Here is a 14,032-nt window from a genome sequence, read left to right on the forward strand (position 1 = left end):
GATAGTTCATTACATGCGGCAAGGATGCCCCCACTTAGGCCCCGAGAATTTTTTCCTCAAAAAAGTAATCGAACCGACTCCCAAGAGCATGCGCAGTAGTGGATGCGCGATCCTACTCCCGATGCGCGCGCGCGACTCTGCGACACCGTGCGAGTGCGCGTCCGATATGCTTCTCGACGGTCTTGTTGCTGATTCCAAGTTCGTCGGCGATATTCCGATATGTCATGCCGCGCAGGCGGTGCATTAGGAATATGCGCCGGGTCTTTCGCGACAGGGGGCGGAGCGCTTGCCGGTAGGCCCTCCGCAATTCCATCGCCTCGACGTGCCGTTCCTGCTCGGGCGCCACGGGCGCATCGCAGGTTTCGTCGAACTGACAGGCGGTGCCTCCCTCGCGCATAATCTTACGCGCTCGCTCGATCAGCAGATTATGCGCTATCCGCGCCAGATAGGGGCGCGGATATTCGACCCGATCGAACGCGCCACTGCGAAGCAGCCGCGTGAAAGCTTCCTGCACAAGATCGGGCGCGGCATCGCGCCCGATCCTCCTTCGGAAATAATGGAACAGCCACCCTCGCTCGGCGCGATAGAAGGCCGCGAAATCAGTCCCCGAACCGGGCGAGGCACGAGTTTCGGCCCGTTCTCGAACGTCGGCGGTGCGGTCGCGCCCGACATATGTCTCGGTCACCATTGTGCGGCAACCGCAGCGCGGCAGCGCGCGAGCGCCTGCACCATATGATAATCGACGGTCGCGATGCTGATATCGAGCCTGGCCGCGATCTCCTTGCAGTTCATGCGCTTGACCCTGCGCATCACGAACACTCGCCGGGTCTTCGGCGGCATGGCGCGAACGGTCTGCCGGTAGAGGCGAAACAGGTCGATCGCTTCGATCCGCCATGTCTGGTCGGCACGCGACGACGCGTCGCGCTCGTCGTCGAATGGAAAGAAGATCGGCATGCCGTGCCGTTTCCGGCGCGCGCGATCGATCAGCAGGTTGCGGGTGATCCGGGAAAGATAGGCGGCCGGGTTTTCCACGCGGCCCAGCGCCTCGCTGCGCAGAAAGCGCGCGAACACCTCTTGCACCAGATCGGGCGCCTCGTCGGAGCCGACCCGGCGCCGCAGCTTACGCAACAAGCGCCTATACTCGGTGCGATATAGGTCCTCGACGGCGGCGGTCGAAGCGGGCGCGATCATGCCCGCGCTCCCTTGCATTCGCGCTCACCCAGCGGCGCATCGCGCGAGGCCAAGTTAAGGGTGATGCCTGCTTCGACCCGGTCGAGGATGAAAGTGTCACGCTCGGCCTTGGCGATGCGAATGTCGGCGCGGGAATAGAGTTCGAGGCTGACCGCGCAGCGATCGCCAAGCTCGCTGCCGATGATTTCGCGGGCGCGGGTCCAGCAACATTCCTCTTTGAAGAGCGGATGATTGACGACGATCCACAGTTCGTAATCGGAAAAGTTGATCGTCTGGTCGTCTTCATACCACGATCGCCGCGCATAGGGGCCAATCAGGATGATCCGCCTGATCTGGCCCGGCTCGGGGGCCTGCACCTGATCGGGATCGAAGAAAGCGCGCAGGATGCGCGTGATCCGCTCGATCTCGCCCTGCTTGCGGCGGATGAGATGGTCGACGCGCGCCATCACGACTTCGCGCGCGTAGAAGTCCTTCGGTTTTGGGGTAGTCATTTGCAGCTCGCACAGCGGCGGTTCGCGCATTCATGCGCGAATGTGCAAGCGGTGTCCGCTGTACGCCGCTAAAGCGGTCTACAGCAACTGCCCGACCCTTGGCCGGACCTGCATGATGCTGGCAGGACGATCCTCGGGATGGCCGCCAGTCTTCCATCCCGTGAGCGGAATCATGCCAGAATCGGGACGTCACGGCAAGCCCGGTGGCGGCCAGTCCCTCGGCAGACACGCCGAGGGTAGCCACGCCAGCCTCACCGATCGTTTACCGATGTTGAGCTAAGTCGACCGCATGAAGCATCGTCGGTACAATCGTTATCATGAGCCGCGCCGTTACGCCGCCGCGAGGACACGACGACGCCAACGCTCGCGGCCGGTCGGTAGCTATTTCGTTGGCGCGCTCCTCCTCGGCGTTGCCGCAGGGACAGCTTGGTCGGTCACCACTCCCGACGGACGACAAGCTTTCATGGCGAATGCCAGGGATATTGCCGTCTCCACGGGCATGATGCGCGAACGTGCCCCCCAAAAGGGTGATTACTGGCGCGGCTGCGACGATGCGCGCGCCGCAGGAACCGCCCCGATTTATCGCGGGGAGCCGGGATACCGCGAGGGCATGGACGGCGACAGCGATGGAATTGCGTGCGAGCCTTATCGCTGAAGGCGAGACGGCTTAAAGTGACCGTTGCGGTCGCTCAACGGGAAAGCCATCGGGTCGCAGAGATTGTCAGCTTTGCTGCAAGTGCACCAAGAACGGTCCCGAACGCGGCCCACAGTGCCACTAACGCGAGGTCAAGAAACCAGAAGCCCAACCGGGCCATTTCCGGTGGGCCTACAAACTCAGACGCAGCCAAAATCGTCGAAAATGCGAAGGACCACATCAATCGCGGCCTTGGTCTTTTAGCGAGGGTAGCACCGATTAGGGTCGTGAACGCAATCAACGCGCTGAAAGGAAAGACAAGGATGATCGAGAAGTCCACGGCGAGAGCTTAGCGATATTGGCGTCGGCTTCCCACCCCAAGTTTGCCGTTCGCTATCTGCGAATTCTGGCTTCGAGTTCGGCGATCCTGTCGCTGCAGACCTGATGCACGACGCGTCCGAGTTCCTCGACGCGTTCGCCGAGCCAAATCAACTCTTCTTCGCTGATCTTGTAATGCTTCGAATAGCGGGCTTTGGTATAGGCCTCTTTCAGCTTCTGGAACATCGCGCGCTCGCGGCGATTGGCCTCAGGCCAAATGCCAAACAAGCGTCGGTCGAGGCCTTCGGCGAGCGATCGCAGAAAGGCGATGTTATGGTTGTAAGGCGTATAGAACGTCAGCGTGAGCAGAACACATGAGTATAGGCGCTCGGTGGCCTGATGGAGTTCGAAGGCCGCGATCTTGGCACGGCCCTTTCCCATCGCGTGTTTCGCCTGATCATAGAAATCCAACGAACTGGTAAGCCATTCGTCAAAATATTCCTTGGCCGCGGCCAGTGCTTGCTCGGGCGTCTTCGGCTTGGGTGTCGCCAATTCCCGATCATCGGCGTCGTAAAGTGCAATCCCGTCCTTCGCGACCTCCATAAAGAAGACGCGGCCATGCGCCAGCCCGTCGTTCACCTCATGCAGCGAATGGACGATGAAGTTGACCGGCGTCTGGAGCGTCCTCTCGATCGTGTAGGCTCGGATCAGCCGATCTTCGGCCTTCGCCCAATGAGCGGCGCGGTCGGTCAGTTCCTTCTGGCTGACGATGACGAGAATATCATAGTCAGATTTATACTGGTTCGCCGATGTCGGCGCATCGACCCAATCGCCCCGAGCGTAGCTGCCGAACAGGATAATCTTGAGTATGCGCGCGCCCTTGCGCGGGCCGGTCGCATTTTCCGTTGCCGTGCCGAATTCGTCGAAGATGATCGCGACGATGCGCTCAAGCTCGCGCTGCTTCGCGGCAGGAAGATGATCGATGTCGGTGCGCATAGACCTGCGAATCTTCGAGCAATCGCTGACTATTAGCAAGAGTTATCGCGACCAGGCCGCGACCGAAGGGAGCGGCCTGCGCACGGGATTGGGTGGGAGGGCAAACGAAGTGGCCGCCCCTGTCTGGGGCGGCCTCGCCGATCGGCGGCTATGCCGCCTCTTTCGCCTCCTCGGGGTTCGCCAGTTGATGAAGATAGGCAACGGCGCGCTCGGCATGGGCGGCGGCCTGCACGATGGCGCGCGTGTCGTTTTGCAGCACCTTGATCCAACTCGCGATGTAGCTGGCATGATCGGGGCGAGGCTCGATGCAAAGCCCAAGGTCGGCGGCAAGAAAAGCGGCGCCCAGCTCCGCAACAAGCTCCTCGCGGGCATAGCCTTCATCACCCCATTTCTCGCGGCCAAAGCTGCGATCAAGATGGCTCTCATGGCGAGTCCAATGCACGGTTTCATGGCCCCTCGTGGTGTAATATGCGTGGGCATCGTGGAACGCGGCGAACGGCGGAAGCTGGATGCGGTCGGCTGACGGAATATAATATGCCTTGTCGCCGCCGTGGTTCACGGTTGCCGGAATGCTGGCAAAGAACGCCTCCGCCGCTTCAATGCGCTCCACCTCCGGCGCGGGTGCCGGAACGATATGAAATCGCTCGGGCAATCCGTCGATCTGAGCCACGTTGAACACGGTGTAGGTTTTCAGGAAACGAAACGCCTGCTCCCGCTCCTCGCCGCTGGCCTCGTCGCGGACGGTATTGCTGCCGTCGCCATAGTAAACCACGGTTGCGCCATGCTCGCCCTTGCGGACCTGCGCGCCCAAGGCTTGCGCCTGCTTGTAGGTCATCCATGAAGGGCTGACGAAACCGGACGCCTGCGCCTCGATCCACAATAGCAGCACATTGATCCCGCGATAGGGCTGACCGGTGGCGCGCAAGGGGCGGGTCTGGCCTGATGTGGCCATGTCACCGCCGCTCCACGGTTTGAGCCACGGGCGAGTGCCCTGCTCAAGCTCGGCCAAGATGCGGTCCGTGATGCGGCTGTGAGGGTCTTGCTTGGTCATGATGTTCACTCCCTTCCAATCCGCGCAGCGGGTCATGCCGCGCATGACCCCTGCCGACCCGGCGAGGGGCGGAGAGAGTGGGGGCAAGGTCCGGTACCGGGGTGGTGCGGGCGCAGCGCAGCGAGCCACGGCCCCAAAGCGGCACCTTGCAGGGAGAGAGAGGCAGCGCCTCTTTCTTCCTCGATCAAATGTTGAAGGTGCGCCGCCAGCGGCGCTCAATGCGGGGCGGGCTTGCCCGCCCTATTCCGCGTCAGGGATTGTCACCGATTGGGCGGAAACCGCGAGGTGGGTTCCGTGGCGAAGCCATAAAGCCTGGCCGAGGGGACGCCTGCAATCTGTCGCTATTGGAATCGTGCCGGTTATTTCGCTTCGACAAGCGACCAGTCGATACACAGGCGATTGCCCCGCACCTTGCCTTGGGGGAGGGCTTTGCGGTCAACCAGCTTGCCCCGCACCTCAAAATCGGCGTTGATCTTCACGATCAGGACTTTGCTGAAATGACGGTCGAGGTTGATCTCGACCGTATCGCAGTTCTTGAACGGCGTGATAGTTTTGATCTCGACAAAATCGTTGCCAAGGCGACCGTCAGATCCCTTGGCGTAATTGCGGTGCAGCTTGATACCGTGCGTGATCGCACCATACAGCTCGCCAATGTCGCCATAGACTTGCAAGTGCCTGCCAGTGAGGTGGTAGTATTCCTCGGCGGTGCCGATCAGGGATTCAAAGACGGATACCAGTGACAGGTCTGCATTGGGATAACGCGCGCGCCATTCTTTATACTGGATTTGCTGGTTGATCTCGTCCCAGCTCACCCATTCGCCGTCATCCCATATGGCGTTGTCTGGTCCCAAGCCACCGTCCGTCATTTGTCGTGTCCCGCAGGAAACAGCACTTTCTCAAGAGCGTCGGCCAGCTCGCTCCGCTTGTCGGCGGGCAGCCTCTCAAGATTGCGCTGTTTCCAGAGGACGGCGGGCAGGTTCTGCGCATCGGCCAGCCCAAGCAGATTCCAGTCCGGCTCTCCGCGTTTGAAGCCGAGAAGAAAGCGCCGGTGATCGTCCGGCATATCGGTGACCACCGCAGCGATGATCGCCTCGCGCGCGGTTTCAAGCTCTGCAAGCGCGACCGGCTCCTGCGTCATCCCGGCAAAGCCGCGCTCGAACTCGTCGCCGAGCGGCTTGCGAGTCGGGGCCAGGACTTCGGCCATCGGGCGGTTATGGCTGGCAAGATAGACCAGGAAGGCGCGGCGCAATTCGTTCGTGACGCCCTCGTTCGCGAGCAGGTCGCGCACGTCAAAGAGGTCGCGGGGATGCTGGCGGTCGAGCGCCGCCACGATCTTGCCCGCGTAGAGTGTCCGTCGTCAGAACATTCGGCACAACTCGCGGCGTAGATTAGCGGAGTGCGGACCTCGTCAGGGGGTTGATGTTAGGCGGCGAACTTGCGGTGCTGCAAGCGCCGATGTTCGATGGTCTGTTTGGCCTGCTGCCGGTTTGATGGACACCGAGATAGGTTCATTCAGGCTACCCCAGCTTCGCGTTCGAAGTCGATAGGACTGAGGTAACCCAGGGTCGAGTGACGCCGGGTCGGGTTGTAGAAGCATTCGATATAATCGAACACGTCGGCCTTCGCCTGCGCCCTCGTGCGGTAGACCTTCTTCCCGATCCGCTCGGTCTTGAGCGAGGAGAAGAAGCTCTCCATGGCGGCATTATCCCATACATTGCCGGACCGGCTCATCGAGCAGGTGACCCCATTATCGGCCATGAGCCGCTGGAACTGCTCGCTGGTATATTGGCTTCCCTGATCCGAGTGATGCAGCAGCGCGTCGGGCTTGCCGCGCCGCCAGATCGCCATGATCAGCGCGTCGGTGACGAGCTGTGCCGTCATGTTGACGCTCATCGACCATCCGACCACCCGGCGCGAGAACAGGTCGATCACCGCGGCGACATAGAGCCATCCCTCGGCTGTCCAGATATAGGTGAAGTCGGCCACCCACTTCTGGTTCGGCCTGTCGGCCGTGAACTGGCGATCGAGCACGTTGCCGGCGATGACCGAGCGATCGCCATGATCCTTGGGAAGCCCGCGTCGCCGCGGCCTGGCTCGCAGACCCTGTGCCCGCATGAGCCGTTCGATCCGGTGCAGGCCGCAGGATATCCCGTCGGCCAGCAGGTCGTGCCAGACACGGCGCGCACCATAGGTGCGATAGCTTCCTACATGGCTGGCGCGGACCTTCGCACCGATCACCTCGTCGTCGCGGGCACGCTGCGACGGCGGGCGGATCAGCCAGGCATGGAAGCCGCTTCGCGAGACACCGAGCGCCCCGCACATCCATGCCACCGGCCAGATCCCTCGGTGCTTCGCGATGAACTGGAACTTCATATCGAGTCCCTCGCGAAGTAGGCGGCGGCTTTTTTTAGGATGTCGCGCTCCGCCTTCAGCTTGGCCAGCTCGCGCCGCAGGCGATCGATCTCCATCTGCTCCGGCTTCATCTGACCGTGACCGGGAAAGGCATGACCCGGATCGGCGGCAAGCTCCCGAACCCATTTACGCAGCACGTTCGCATGCACATCCAGATCGCGCGATGCCTGGGCGATCGTCACCCCGCGTTCGCGGATCATCCTCACCGCCTCAAGCTTGAACTCGCGGCTGAACTTCCTTCTTTGCATTGTGGACCTCCGATAGGTGGAAACACCCTATCTCGGTGTCCACCAAACCGGCAGCAGGCCAGTTGCTTGATCCTTTCGCGCAGTTTGATGATTGCCGGAGCCCTGCCGAAGTAGGCGTCGGCAGGCGTCACGTTGGCCAGGCTCTCGTGGTATCGCTGGTGATTGTAGTGCTCGACGAAGGCCTCGATGTGGGCTTTGAGGTCGCCGGGCAGGAAGTAGTTTTCCAGCAAGATGCGGTTTTTCAGGGTCTGGTGCCAGCGCTCGATCTTGCCCTGGGTTTGGGGATGACACGGGGCGCCGCGGACATGGCTCATCTTCCGGGCCTCGATGTATTCCGCCAGCTCACCCGCGATGTAGCTGGGGCCATTATCGCTGAGTAGCCGGGGTTTGTGCAGCACCGTGGCGCTGTCGCAACCAGAAGCCGCCAGGGCGAGGTCCAGCGTGTCGGTGACGTCCTCGGCTCGCATGTTGGTGCACAGCTTCCAGGCGATGATGTAGCGCGAGAAGTCGTCGAGCACGGTCGACAGATACATCCAGCCCCACCCGATGATCTTGAAGTAGGTGAAGTCGGTCTGCCACATCTCGTTCGGCCGCGTGGGTTTCGTGTGGAACTGATCGGCAGCCTTGATCACGACATAGGCCGGGCTGGTGATCAGGTCGTGGGCCTTCAACAGGCGGTAAACCGTGGATTCCGACACGAAGTAGCGCTGCCCATCGGTGAAGCGCACGGCCAGTTCCCGGGGGCTCAGCTCAGACTGTTCCAGCGCCAGCTCGATGATCTGGTCGTGGATGCCCGCCGGGATGCGGTTCCACACCCGGCTCGGCGCCGATGGCCGATCTTCCAACGCCTCCGGCCCGCCTTCGAGGTAGCGATCATACCAGCGGTAGAATGTCCGACGAGGGATGCCGAGTTGGTCCAGCGTGCGCTTGGCCGACAGGTGCGACTGCTCGACGGTTCTGATGATCTCGAGCTTCTCGGATGCGGGATACCTCATTCGTCGTTGCCCCCATCCGCGACCATGCTTTTTTTGAGCAGACGGTTTTCCAGTGTCAGATCGGCCACGCATTCCTTCAGGGCCCGGGCTTCGCGGCGCAGGTCCTGGACCTCTCCGGTGGTCGCGGCACGGGCGGTGTCGCCGGCCAGGCGGCGCTTGCCGGCCTCCATGAACTCCTTCGACCAGGTGTAATACAGGCTCTGGGCAATGCCTTCCTTGCGGCATAGCTCGGCGATGCTGTCTTCCCCGCGCAGGCCATCCAGCACGATGCGGATCTTGTCCTCGGCCGAAAAGTGGCGCCGGGTCTGTCGGCGGATGTCCTTCACTACCCGCTCTGCTGGGGCCTTGGCCGGCGATTTTACATTGGAGGATCTGGGCTTCATCTTCGTTCCTTCGTCACTACGACGAAGCCCAGATCCTCCTTAAATCACAACCTCAAATCTGTGCCATTGGTGCTGACGGCGGACAATGGACCGGGCATGATCGGGAGTTCACAGGTCGAGCGCAGCTGTAAGGTCGCCGGACGGTGGGCCGCCATGTGCGATCATCGCTCGATCGCGCTCGACGAGGCCCGATAGCGACTCAAGTCCGAAGCGGCGGACCAGGAAGCGCGCTATCGAGCCAGTGTCATATATGGTGTGATCGACATGCGCCTTCCTGGCGCTGGGGGATATGATTACCGCCGGGATTCGCGTTCCGGGACCCCATCGATCGCCTTTGGGGGGCGGCACATGGTCCCACCAACCGCCATTTTCATCGAACGTGACGATGATCATCATCCTGTTCCACTGAGGGGATTTGCACAGCGTGTCGATCACGCCCGCGATATGACGATCGCCTGCATCGACATCCGAATAGCCCGCATGCATGTTCAGATCGCCCTGCGGTTTGTAGAAGCTGACTGATGGAAGCTTGCCCTCAACCGCATCCGCAAGGAAACGATTCGTCCGCGCCGTTTCGCCCGTGCCTCCATCCCGCAGATGCCGATCGCGATCGACACTGCCTGGCGCGAAACGCGCGAAGTAATTAAAGGGTTGGTGGTGCGGCTGGAAATTAGGGCGCGAAGGAAAATCCCGGCTGTCCGACTTTCCCTCATATGCCAAAGCCCAGCCGCCGGCGTACCACGCCCAATCAATGCCTCGTGCCGATAGGCGATCACCAATCGTCGGGTGGTGTTGTGCGGGCATGGTCAGCGAGCTGCTTGCTCTGGAGTAGCCTGGCCTATCGGGATCGGGCTGGTAGCTGGGCATATAGGGAGGCAGCATCGTATTGACGGCGTAGAAGTCAGGCGAAAGCGTGTCGCTTACAAAGCGTACCGGCCCGTCCATGGCGCTGGATGGCGTGCCGGTTTTGATGAGTGGACGAAGTTCGTCGGGAAAGTCCGGGTCAAATTGAACGATCTTTTCGCGCGCCGGCCCTTTGTCCGCATCCGGATAATAGGGGGGGCTGGTCGCAATAAGATATTGGTGGTTAAAGAAGGAGCCGCCGAACGCGCCTTGGAAGAAATTGTCGCACAGGGTGAATTCACGCGCGATCTGCCACAAGCGCAGCACGGCACTGGAATCTCCGTAATGCCCCATCACCAATGCGCCACTGTCGCCCCAGGCGACAAAACCGTCATTCCGCCCCCCATTTATCTGTAACTGATTGTTATAAAAGCTATGGACCAGGTCGCGGGTGATGACACCGTGCGGCAGTGGGTCGCCATCGGTCGTCAAAAGTTGGAACGGTTCGTTCGCCAATTGCGGCAGATCGTTTGGTCCGATTAGGAATTCACGGTGCTGAACTGTCTGCTTTACCGGAACCAGCCCTTCCCAGATAGGTGGCAGGTGCGGTAGCAAACCACCGTCGCGATCACGCTGCCGCGTGCGATCGACCGGTACTTGCTCCAGTGGCTGCTCAAGGCCTGGAAAGCCGGTGAATAGATTGTTGAAGCTCCGGTTTTCCGCATAGATGACCACCACCGTATCTATCGCGGCACGGAGACGCCTGTCGAAGTGTGTATCGCGCCTCGTTCTCGCCGAAGCCTCGTCGGCGCTCATCGTCGCCGCGAGGCCCGTGGCGGCCATGCCGGTCAATAGTGACCGACGATCGATATCATGCATCGCAATCCTCCCTCGGAAACGCGCCAGGAGACATGCCGCAGCATTACGCCGCAATGGCTGCGGTCAGTTGTCCACAATCACGCACAATAGTTGTTTGGGATCGACCATGGCGCCAGGCTTCACACATATCTCCGACACGATCCCGTCCCGCGTGGCCGTCACAGCCGATTCCATTTTCATCGCCTCGATCGACATCAACCGATCTCCGGTCCGGACCATGGCGCCGACGGACACCGCCAGGAGGGAGACCATGCCGGGCATCGGCGCGGCGACATGACTCGGATTATCATTTTCGGCCATACGAACGTCGCGTGTCGCCGATCCAACGCCCCGTTCAGCAATCGCGACGTTGCGTGGCTGCCCATTCAGCTCGAAGAAAAGCGTTCGCCTTCCTTCGTCATCGAGATCACCGATCGCCAGCAAGGTGATGTGAAGGGTTTTACCCCGGTCAATCTCAACCGTGATCTGTTCGCCCACTTTCATGCCATAGAAGAAGCAAAGTGTGGGAAGACGCGACACCGGTCCGTATTTGCCCTCGGCAGCCACGTAATCAGCAAAGATATCCGGATACATTAGATAGCTAGCGAACTCTGTCTCACTCAGCGCCCGGCCACATTTCTCCTCGGCCTGCGCACGCGCCGAAACGAGATCGGCCGGTGGCAGCAACGACGCCGGCCGTTCGGTGCACGCTCGCGCGCCGCCGCCGAGCGCCAAGGCCTGAATCTCCGTCGGAAAGCCGCCTTGCGGCTGTCCAAGATCACCTTTTAACATCGCACGGACCGATGCAGGAAAGGCAACGTCGCGCCTGTTCTCCAACAGGTCCGTTGCCGAGATGTCCTGAGCCACCATCATCAAGGCCATATCGCCGACGACCTTGGATGACGGCGTCACCTTGATGATGTCGCCAAACAACAGATTGGCGGCGTGATAGGCCTGCGCAATCTCATGCCAGCGCGTACCAAGCCCCATGGATCGCGCCTGCTCCTTGAGATTGGTGAATTGCCCACCCGGCATTTCGTGCAGATAGACCTCTGACGCGCCATATTTGAGATCGCTTTCGAACGCGGCATATTGCGCCCGCACCTGTTCCCAATAGGCGCTCGCGAGCAGAATATTATCCGCATCCAGTTCAGGATCACGCTCTCCATGACGGAGTGCCTGGACGACCGAACCCAGACAAGGCTGCGATGTCAGGCCAGAAAAGCTGTCCATCGCCACATCGATCGCATCGACCCCGGCTTCCGCAGCGGCGATCAGTGTCGCCGCCGCCGCTCCCGATGTATCGTGGGTATGCAGGTGAATCGGCAGATCGGTCGCGTCACGCAATCCTTTGAGCAGCTTTCGGATGGCTTGTGGCGTCAGAAGCCCCGCCATGTCCTTGATCGCGAGAATATGGCACCCGGCTTCATCGAGCTGGCGTGCGACGCCAACATAATAGGAGAGGTCGAAACGAGTGCGCGCCGGGTCGCAGACGTCGCCCGTGTAGCAGATCGCCCCCTCCGCAATTTTACCGCAATCCGCCACGGTGTCGATTACGACCCGCATGTTCTCTACCCAATTGAAACAGTCAAATATCCGGAAAACATCAATATTAGCCGCAGCCTGCTGGATGAAATGCTGAACGACATTGTCGGGATAATTGGCATAGCCGACGCCGTTGGCGCCTCGGATCAACATTTGCGTCAGGATGTTTGGTATCCTCTCACGCAACAGAGAAAGCCGCTCCCAAGGATCTTCCTGGAGGAAACGCAGAGCAACATCAAAGGTCGCGCCGCCCCAGCATTCAAGCGATAGAAGATCAGGAAAGGCGCGCGCATAATAGTCGGCGATTCGTGCAATATCGAAACCACGCACGCGCGTCGCCAGCAGTGACTGATGCGCGTCGCGCATCGTCGTATCCGTGAGCAATACCGGTTGTTGTTCGCGGAGCCACCTTGAAAAGCCCTTCGGTCCCAACCGTTCCAGTATCTGGCGCGTACCAGAGGGGGTGCCGCCCCGCGATTTGGGCACGATCGGCATCGTCACGCTGGACGATGGCATGGAACGATCCCTGACGTCGGGGTGGCCGTTCACCGTGACATCGGCGATATATGCCAGGAGCTTGCTCGCGCGATCGCGACGCGGGCGTATGCGCGCAAGGTCGGGATGGCTGTCAATGAACCGGGTGTTATAGTCGAGGTCGCCAAACGCGTGATGTGCGAGGAGGTTTTCGAGAAAGCCAAGATTCGTCCTGATCCCGCGAATTCGATACTCGCGTATCGCCCGCAGCATTCGACACGTCGCTTCATCAGGGGTCGCTGCCCAGGCGATTATCTTCTCGAGCAGTGAATCATAGAATCGTGTGACGATTGCGCCGGAATAAGCCGTCCCTCCGTCCACGCGAATCCCGAAGCCGGACGCGCCGCGATAAGTGACGAGCTTGCCGTAATCGGGGATGAAGTTATTTTCAGGATCTTCGGTGGTGACACGACATTGAATGGCGTGACCCGACATGATGATCGATTCCTGCGCAGGAATGCCGCATTCCTCAGCCACGCCCAACCGCGCGCCCGCCGCGATCCGGATTTGCGCCTTGACGATATCGAGTCCGGTGATCGTCTCTGTGATCGTATGTTCGACCTGGATGCGCGGATTGACTTCAATGAAATAGAATTCGCCGCTCGCGCGATCCAAAAGGAACTCTACCGTACCCGCGTTGTCATAGCCGACATGTCGGCCGATTTTCAGTGCCGCATCGCAAATTGCCTGACGTTGCGCATCGTCCAGATAGGGCGCAGGTGCTCTCTCGATGACCTTCTGGTTGCGTCGCTGGATAGTGCAGTCCCGCTCGAAGAGATGCACGAGATTGCCATGCTTATCCCCGAGAAGCTGCACTTCGACATGACGGGCGTCGGCAATCAGTTTCTCGACATAGACTTCGTCACGCCCGAATGCTGCTCGCGCCTCGCGGCGACCTTCATGAACGAGACTGAGGAGCTGGTCTGCATCGGCGATGACACGCATTCCGCGCCCCCCGCCGCCCCAACTCGACTTGAGCATCAGCGGGTAACCTATCTTCTCCGCCTGCTGCATTATCGCGGCATCTTCCCGAGGCAGCGGGTCACTGGCGGGAACGACGGGAATGCCGGCATCAATCGCGATATGGCGCGCCGACACCTTGTTCCCCAATTGGCGCATGATTTCCGGGCGAGGGCCGATAAATGTGATTCCCGCCTCTGCGCATGCTTCGGCAAATTCGGGATCTTCAGACAGCAGTCCGTATCCGGGATGAATAGCGTCGGCGTCCGCCTCCTTCGCGATCGAGATAATGTCATCGATTGCCAGATAGGCTTCGACAGGTCCCTTCTCGGGATCGAGCCGATAGGCTTCATCCGCCTTGAACCGATGCAGCGAGAGTTTGTCTTGCTCCGCATAGATCGCGATCGTGGCAATGCCGAGTTCCGTCGCCGCTCGAAAAACGCGGATCGCGATTTCCGAACGGTTCGCCACCAATATCTTCCGGAAGACGCGCGTGGCGGACCGGGTTCGCTCCATCACAAGGGCAGCCCGGAGTACGGTCTTGGGTATGCCGATGCAGATTTATCGAACAGT

10 protein-coding genes and 2 pseudogenes are annotated in these 14,032 nt (G+C 60.5%); 1 reads left to right on the plus strand and 11 read right to left on the minus strand.

The window, feature by feature from the left end; translation table 11 throughout:
* Positions 1 to 112: 112 nt before the first annotated feature.
* The 3 genes from C3E99_RS20355 to C3E99_RS14540 are packed head-to-tail and all read right to left on the minus strand — an operon-like array spanning position 113 to position 1,712.
* The gene (locus C3E99_RS20355) at positions 113 to 688 is read right to left on the minus strand and encodes an RNA polymerase sigma factor (protein ID WP_104959986.1); all 576 of its coding nucleotides are present in this window, start codon (positions 686 to 688) and stop codon (positions 113 to 115) included.
* Entirely contained in the window at positions 682 to 1,191 is a 510-nt protein-coding gene (locus C3E99_RS14535) for a sigma-70 family RNA polymerase sigma factor (RefSeq protein ID WP_104959987.1), read from the minus strand. Before C3E99_RS14535 ends, C3E99_RS20355 begins: the two co-directional genes overlap by 7 nt.
* Complete coding sequence (locus C3E99_RS14540; RefSeq protein ID WP_234002492.1) at positions 1,188 to 1,712, minus strand: hypothetical protein; 525 nt, start codon at positions 1,710 to 1,712, stop codon at positions 1,188 to 1,190. Before C3E99_RS14540 ends, C3E99_RS14535 begins: the two co-directional genes overlap by 4 nt.
* Before the next feature lie 433 nt (positions 1,713 to 2,145).
* Between C3E99_RS14540 and C3E99_RS14545 the strand changes: the two genes are divergently transcribed.
* On the plus strand, positions 2,146 to 2,337 hold the full coding sequence (locus C3E99_RS14545; protein WP_104959988.1) for an excalibur calcium-binding domain-containing protein: 192 nt from the start codon (positions 2,146 to 2,148) through the stop codon (positions 2,335 to 2,337).
* A 372-nt stretch (positions 2,338 to 2,709) separates the two neighbouring features.
* Here C3E99_RS14545 and C3E99_RS14550 read toward each other — a convergent pair whose 3' ends face one another.
* From C3E99_RS14550 to pyc, 8 genes and pseudogenes are all read right to left on the minus strand, one after another.
* A complete protein-coding gene (locus C3E99_RS14550; RefSeq protein ID WP_104959989.1) occupies positions 2,710 to 3,630 on the minus strand; it encodes a nucleotidyltransferase and HEPN domain-containing protein in 921 nt (306 codons plus the stop codon).
* Between the two features lie 148 nt (positions 3,631 to 3,778).
* Positions 3,779 to 4,681: an ArdC family protein gene (locus tag C3E99_RS14555; protein ID WP_104960397.1), complete on the minus strand. Its 903-nt coding sequence runs from the start codon at positions 4,679 to 4,681 to the stop codon at positions 3,779 to 3,781.
* A 359-nt stretch (positions 4,682 to 5,040) separates the two neighbouring features.
* Entirely contained in the window at positions 5,041 to 5,547 is a 507-nt protein-coding gene (locus C3E99_RS14560) for a hypothetical protein (RefSeq protein ID WP_104959990.1), read from the minus strand.
* A pseudogene (locus tag C3E99_RS14565) lies at positions 5,544 to 6,023 on the minus strand (nucleotidyl transferase AbiEii/AbiGii toxin family protein); the annotation flags it as partial. The gene C3E99_RS14560 and the pseudogene C3E99_RS14565, both read right to left, overlap by 4 nt.
* A gap of 170 nt (positions 6,024 to 6,193) precedes the next feature.
* Positions 6,194 to 7,341 (minus strand): IS3 family transposase gene (locus C3E99_RS14570; protein WP_104959270.1). Its coding sequence is split into 2 segments (ribosomal slippage): positions 6,194 to 7,083 and positions 7,083 to 7,341, totalling 1,149 coding nucleotides; the frame shifts between segments, so codons are not numbered across the junction.
* A 62-nt stretch (positions 7,342 to 7,403) separates the two neighbouring features.
* Positions 7,404 to 8,719 (minus strand): annotated as a pseudogene (locus C3E99_RS14575) (IS3 family transposase); the annotation flags it as partial.
* A gap of 108 nt (positions 8,720 to 8,827) precedes the next feature.
* The gene (acpA, locus tag C3E99_RS14585) at positions 8,828 to 10,441 is read right to left on the minus strand and encodes an acid phosphatase (protein WP_104959992.1); all 1,614 of its coding nucleotides are present in this window, start codon (positions 10,439 to 10,441) and stop codon (positions 8,828 to 8,830) included.
* A 63-nt stretch (positions 10,442 to 10,504) separates the two neighbouring features.
* Positions 10,505 to 13,975 carry a pyruvate carboxylase gene (gene pyc / locus C3E99_RS14590; protein ID WP_104959993.1) on the minus strand — a complete coding sequence of 1,157 codons (3,471 nt, stop codon included), beginning with the start codon at positions 13,973 to 13,975 and terminating at the stop codon, positions 10,505 to 10,507.
* Between the last annotated feature and the right edge of the window lie 57 nt (positions 13,976 to 14,032).

Origin of the sequence: Sphingopyxis sp. MG (assembly GCF_002953155.1) — a bacterium.
Taxonomy (GTDB): Bacteria; Pseudomonadota; Alphaproteobacteria; order Sphingomonadales; family Sphingomonadaceae; genus Sphingopyxis; species Sphingopyxis granuli.

Excerpts from the sequence above, each read along its gene's own strand:
- acpA (WP_104959992.1), bottom strand. The coding sequence starts at position 10,441 with ATGCATGATATCGATCGTCGGTCACTATTGACCGGCATGGCCGCCACG.
- C3E99_RS14550 (WP_104959989.1), bottom strand. The coding sequence starts at position 3,630 with ATGCGCACCGACATCGATCATCTTCCTGCCGCGAAGCAGCGCGAGCTT.
- C3E99_RS14545 (WP_104959988.1), top strand. The coding sequence starts at position 2,146 with ATGGCGAATGCCAGGGATATTGCCGTCTCCACGGGCATGATGCGCGAA.
- pyc (WP_104959993.1), bottom strand. The coding sequence starts at position 13,975 with ATGGAGCGAACCCGGTCCGCCACGCGCGTCTTCCGGAAGATATTGGTG.
- C3E99_RS14560 (WP_104959990.1), bottom strand. The coding sequence starts at position 5,547 with ATGACGGACGGTGGCTTGGGACCAGACAACGCCATATGGGATGACGGC.
- C3E99_RS14540 (WP_234002492.1), bottom strand. The coding sequence starts at position 1,712 with ATGCGCGAACCGCCGCTGTGCGAGCTGCAAATGACTACCCCAAAACCG.
- C3E99_RS20355 (WP_104959986.1), bottom strand. The coding sequence starts at position 688 with ATGGTGACCGAGACATATGTCGGGCGCGACCGCACCGCCGACGTTCGA.
- C3E99_RS14535 (WP_104959987.1), bottom strand. The coding sequence starts at position 1,191 with ATGATCGCGCCCGCTTCGACCGCCGCCGTCGAGGACCTATATCGCACC.
- C3E99_RS14555 (WP_104960397.1), bottom strand. The coding sequence starts at position 4,681 with ATGACCAAGCAAGACCCTCACAGCCGCATCACGGACCGCATCTTGGCC.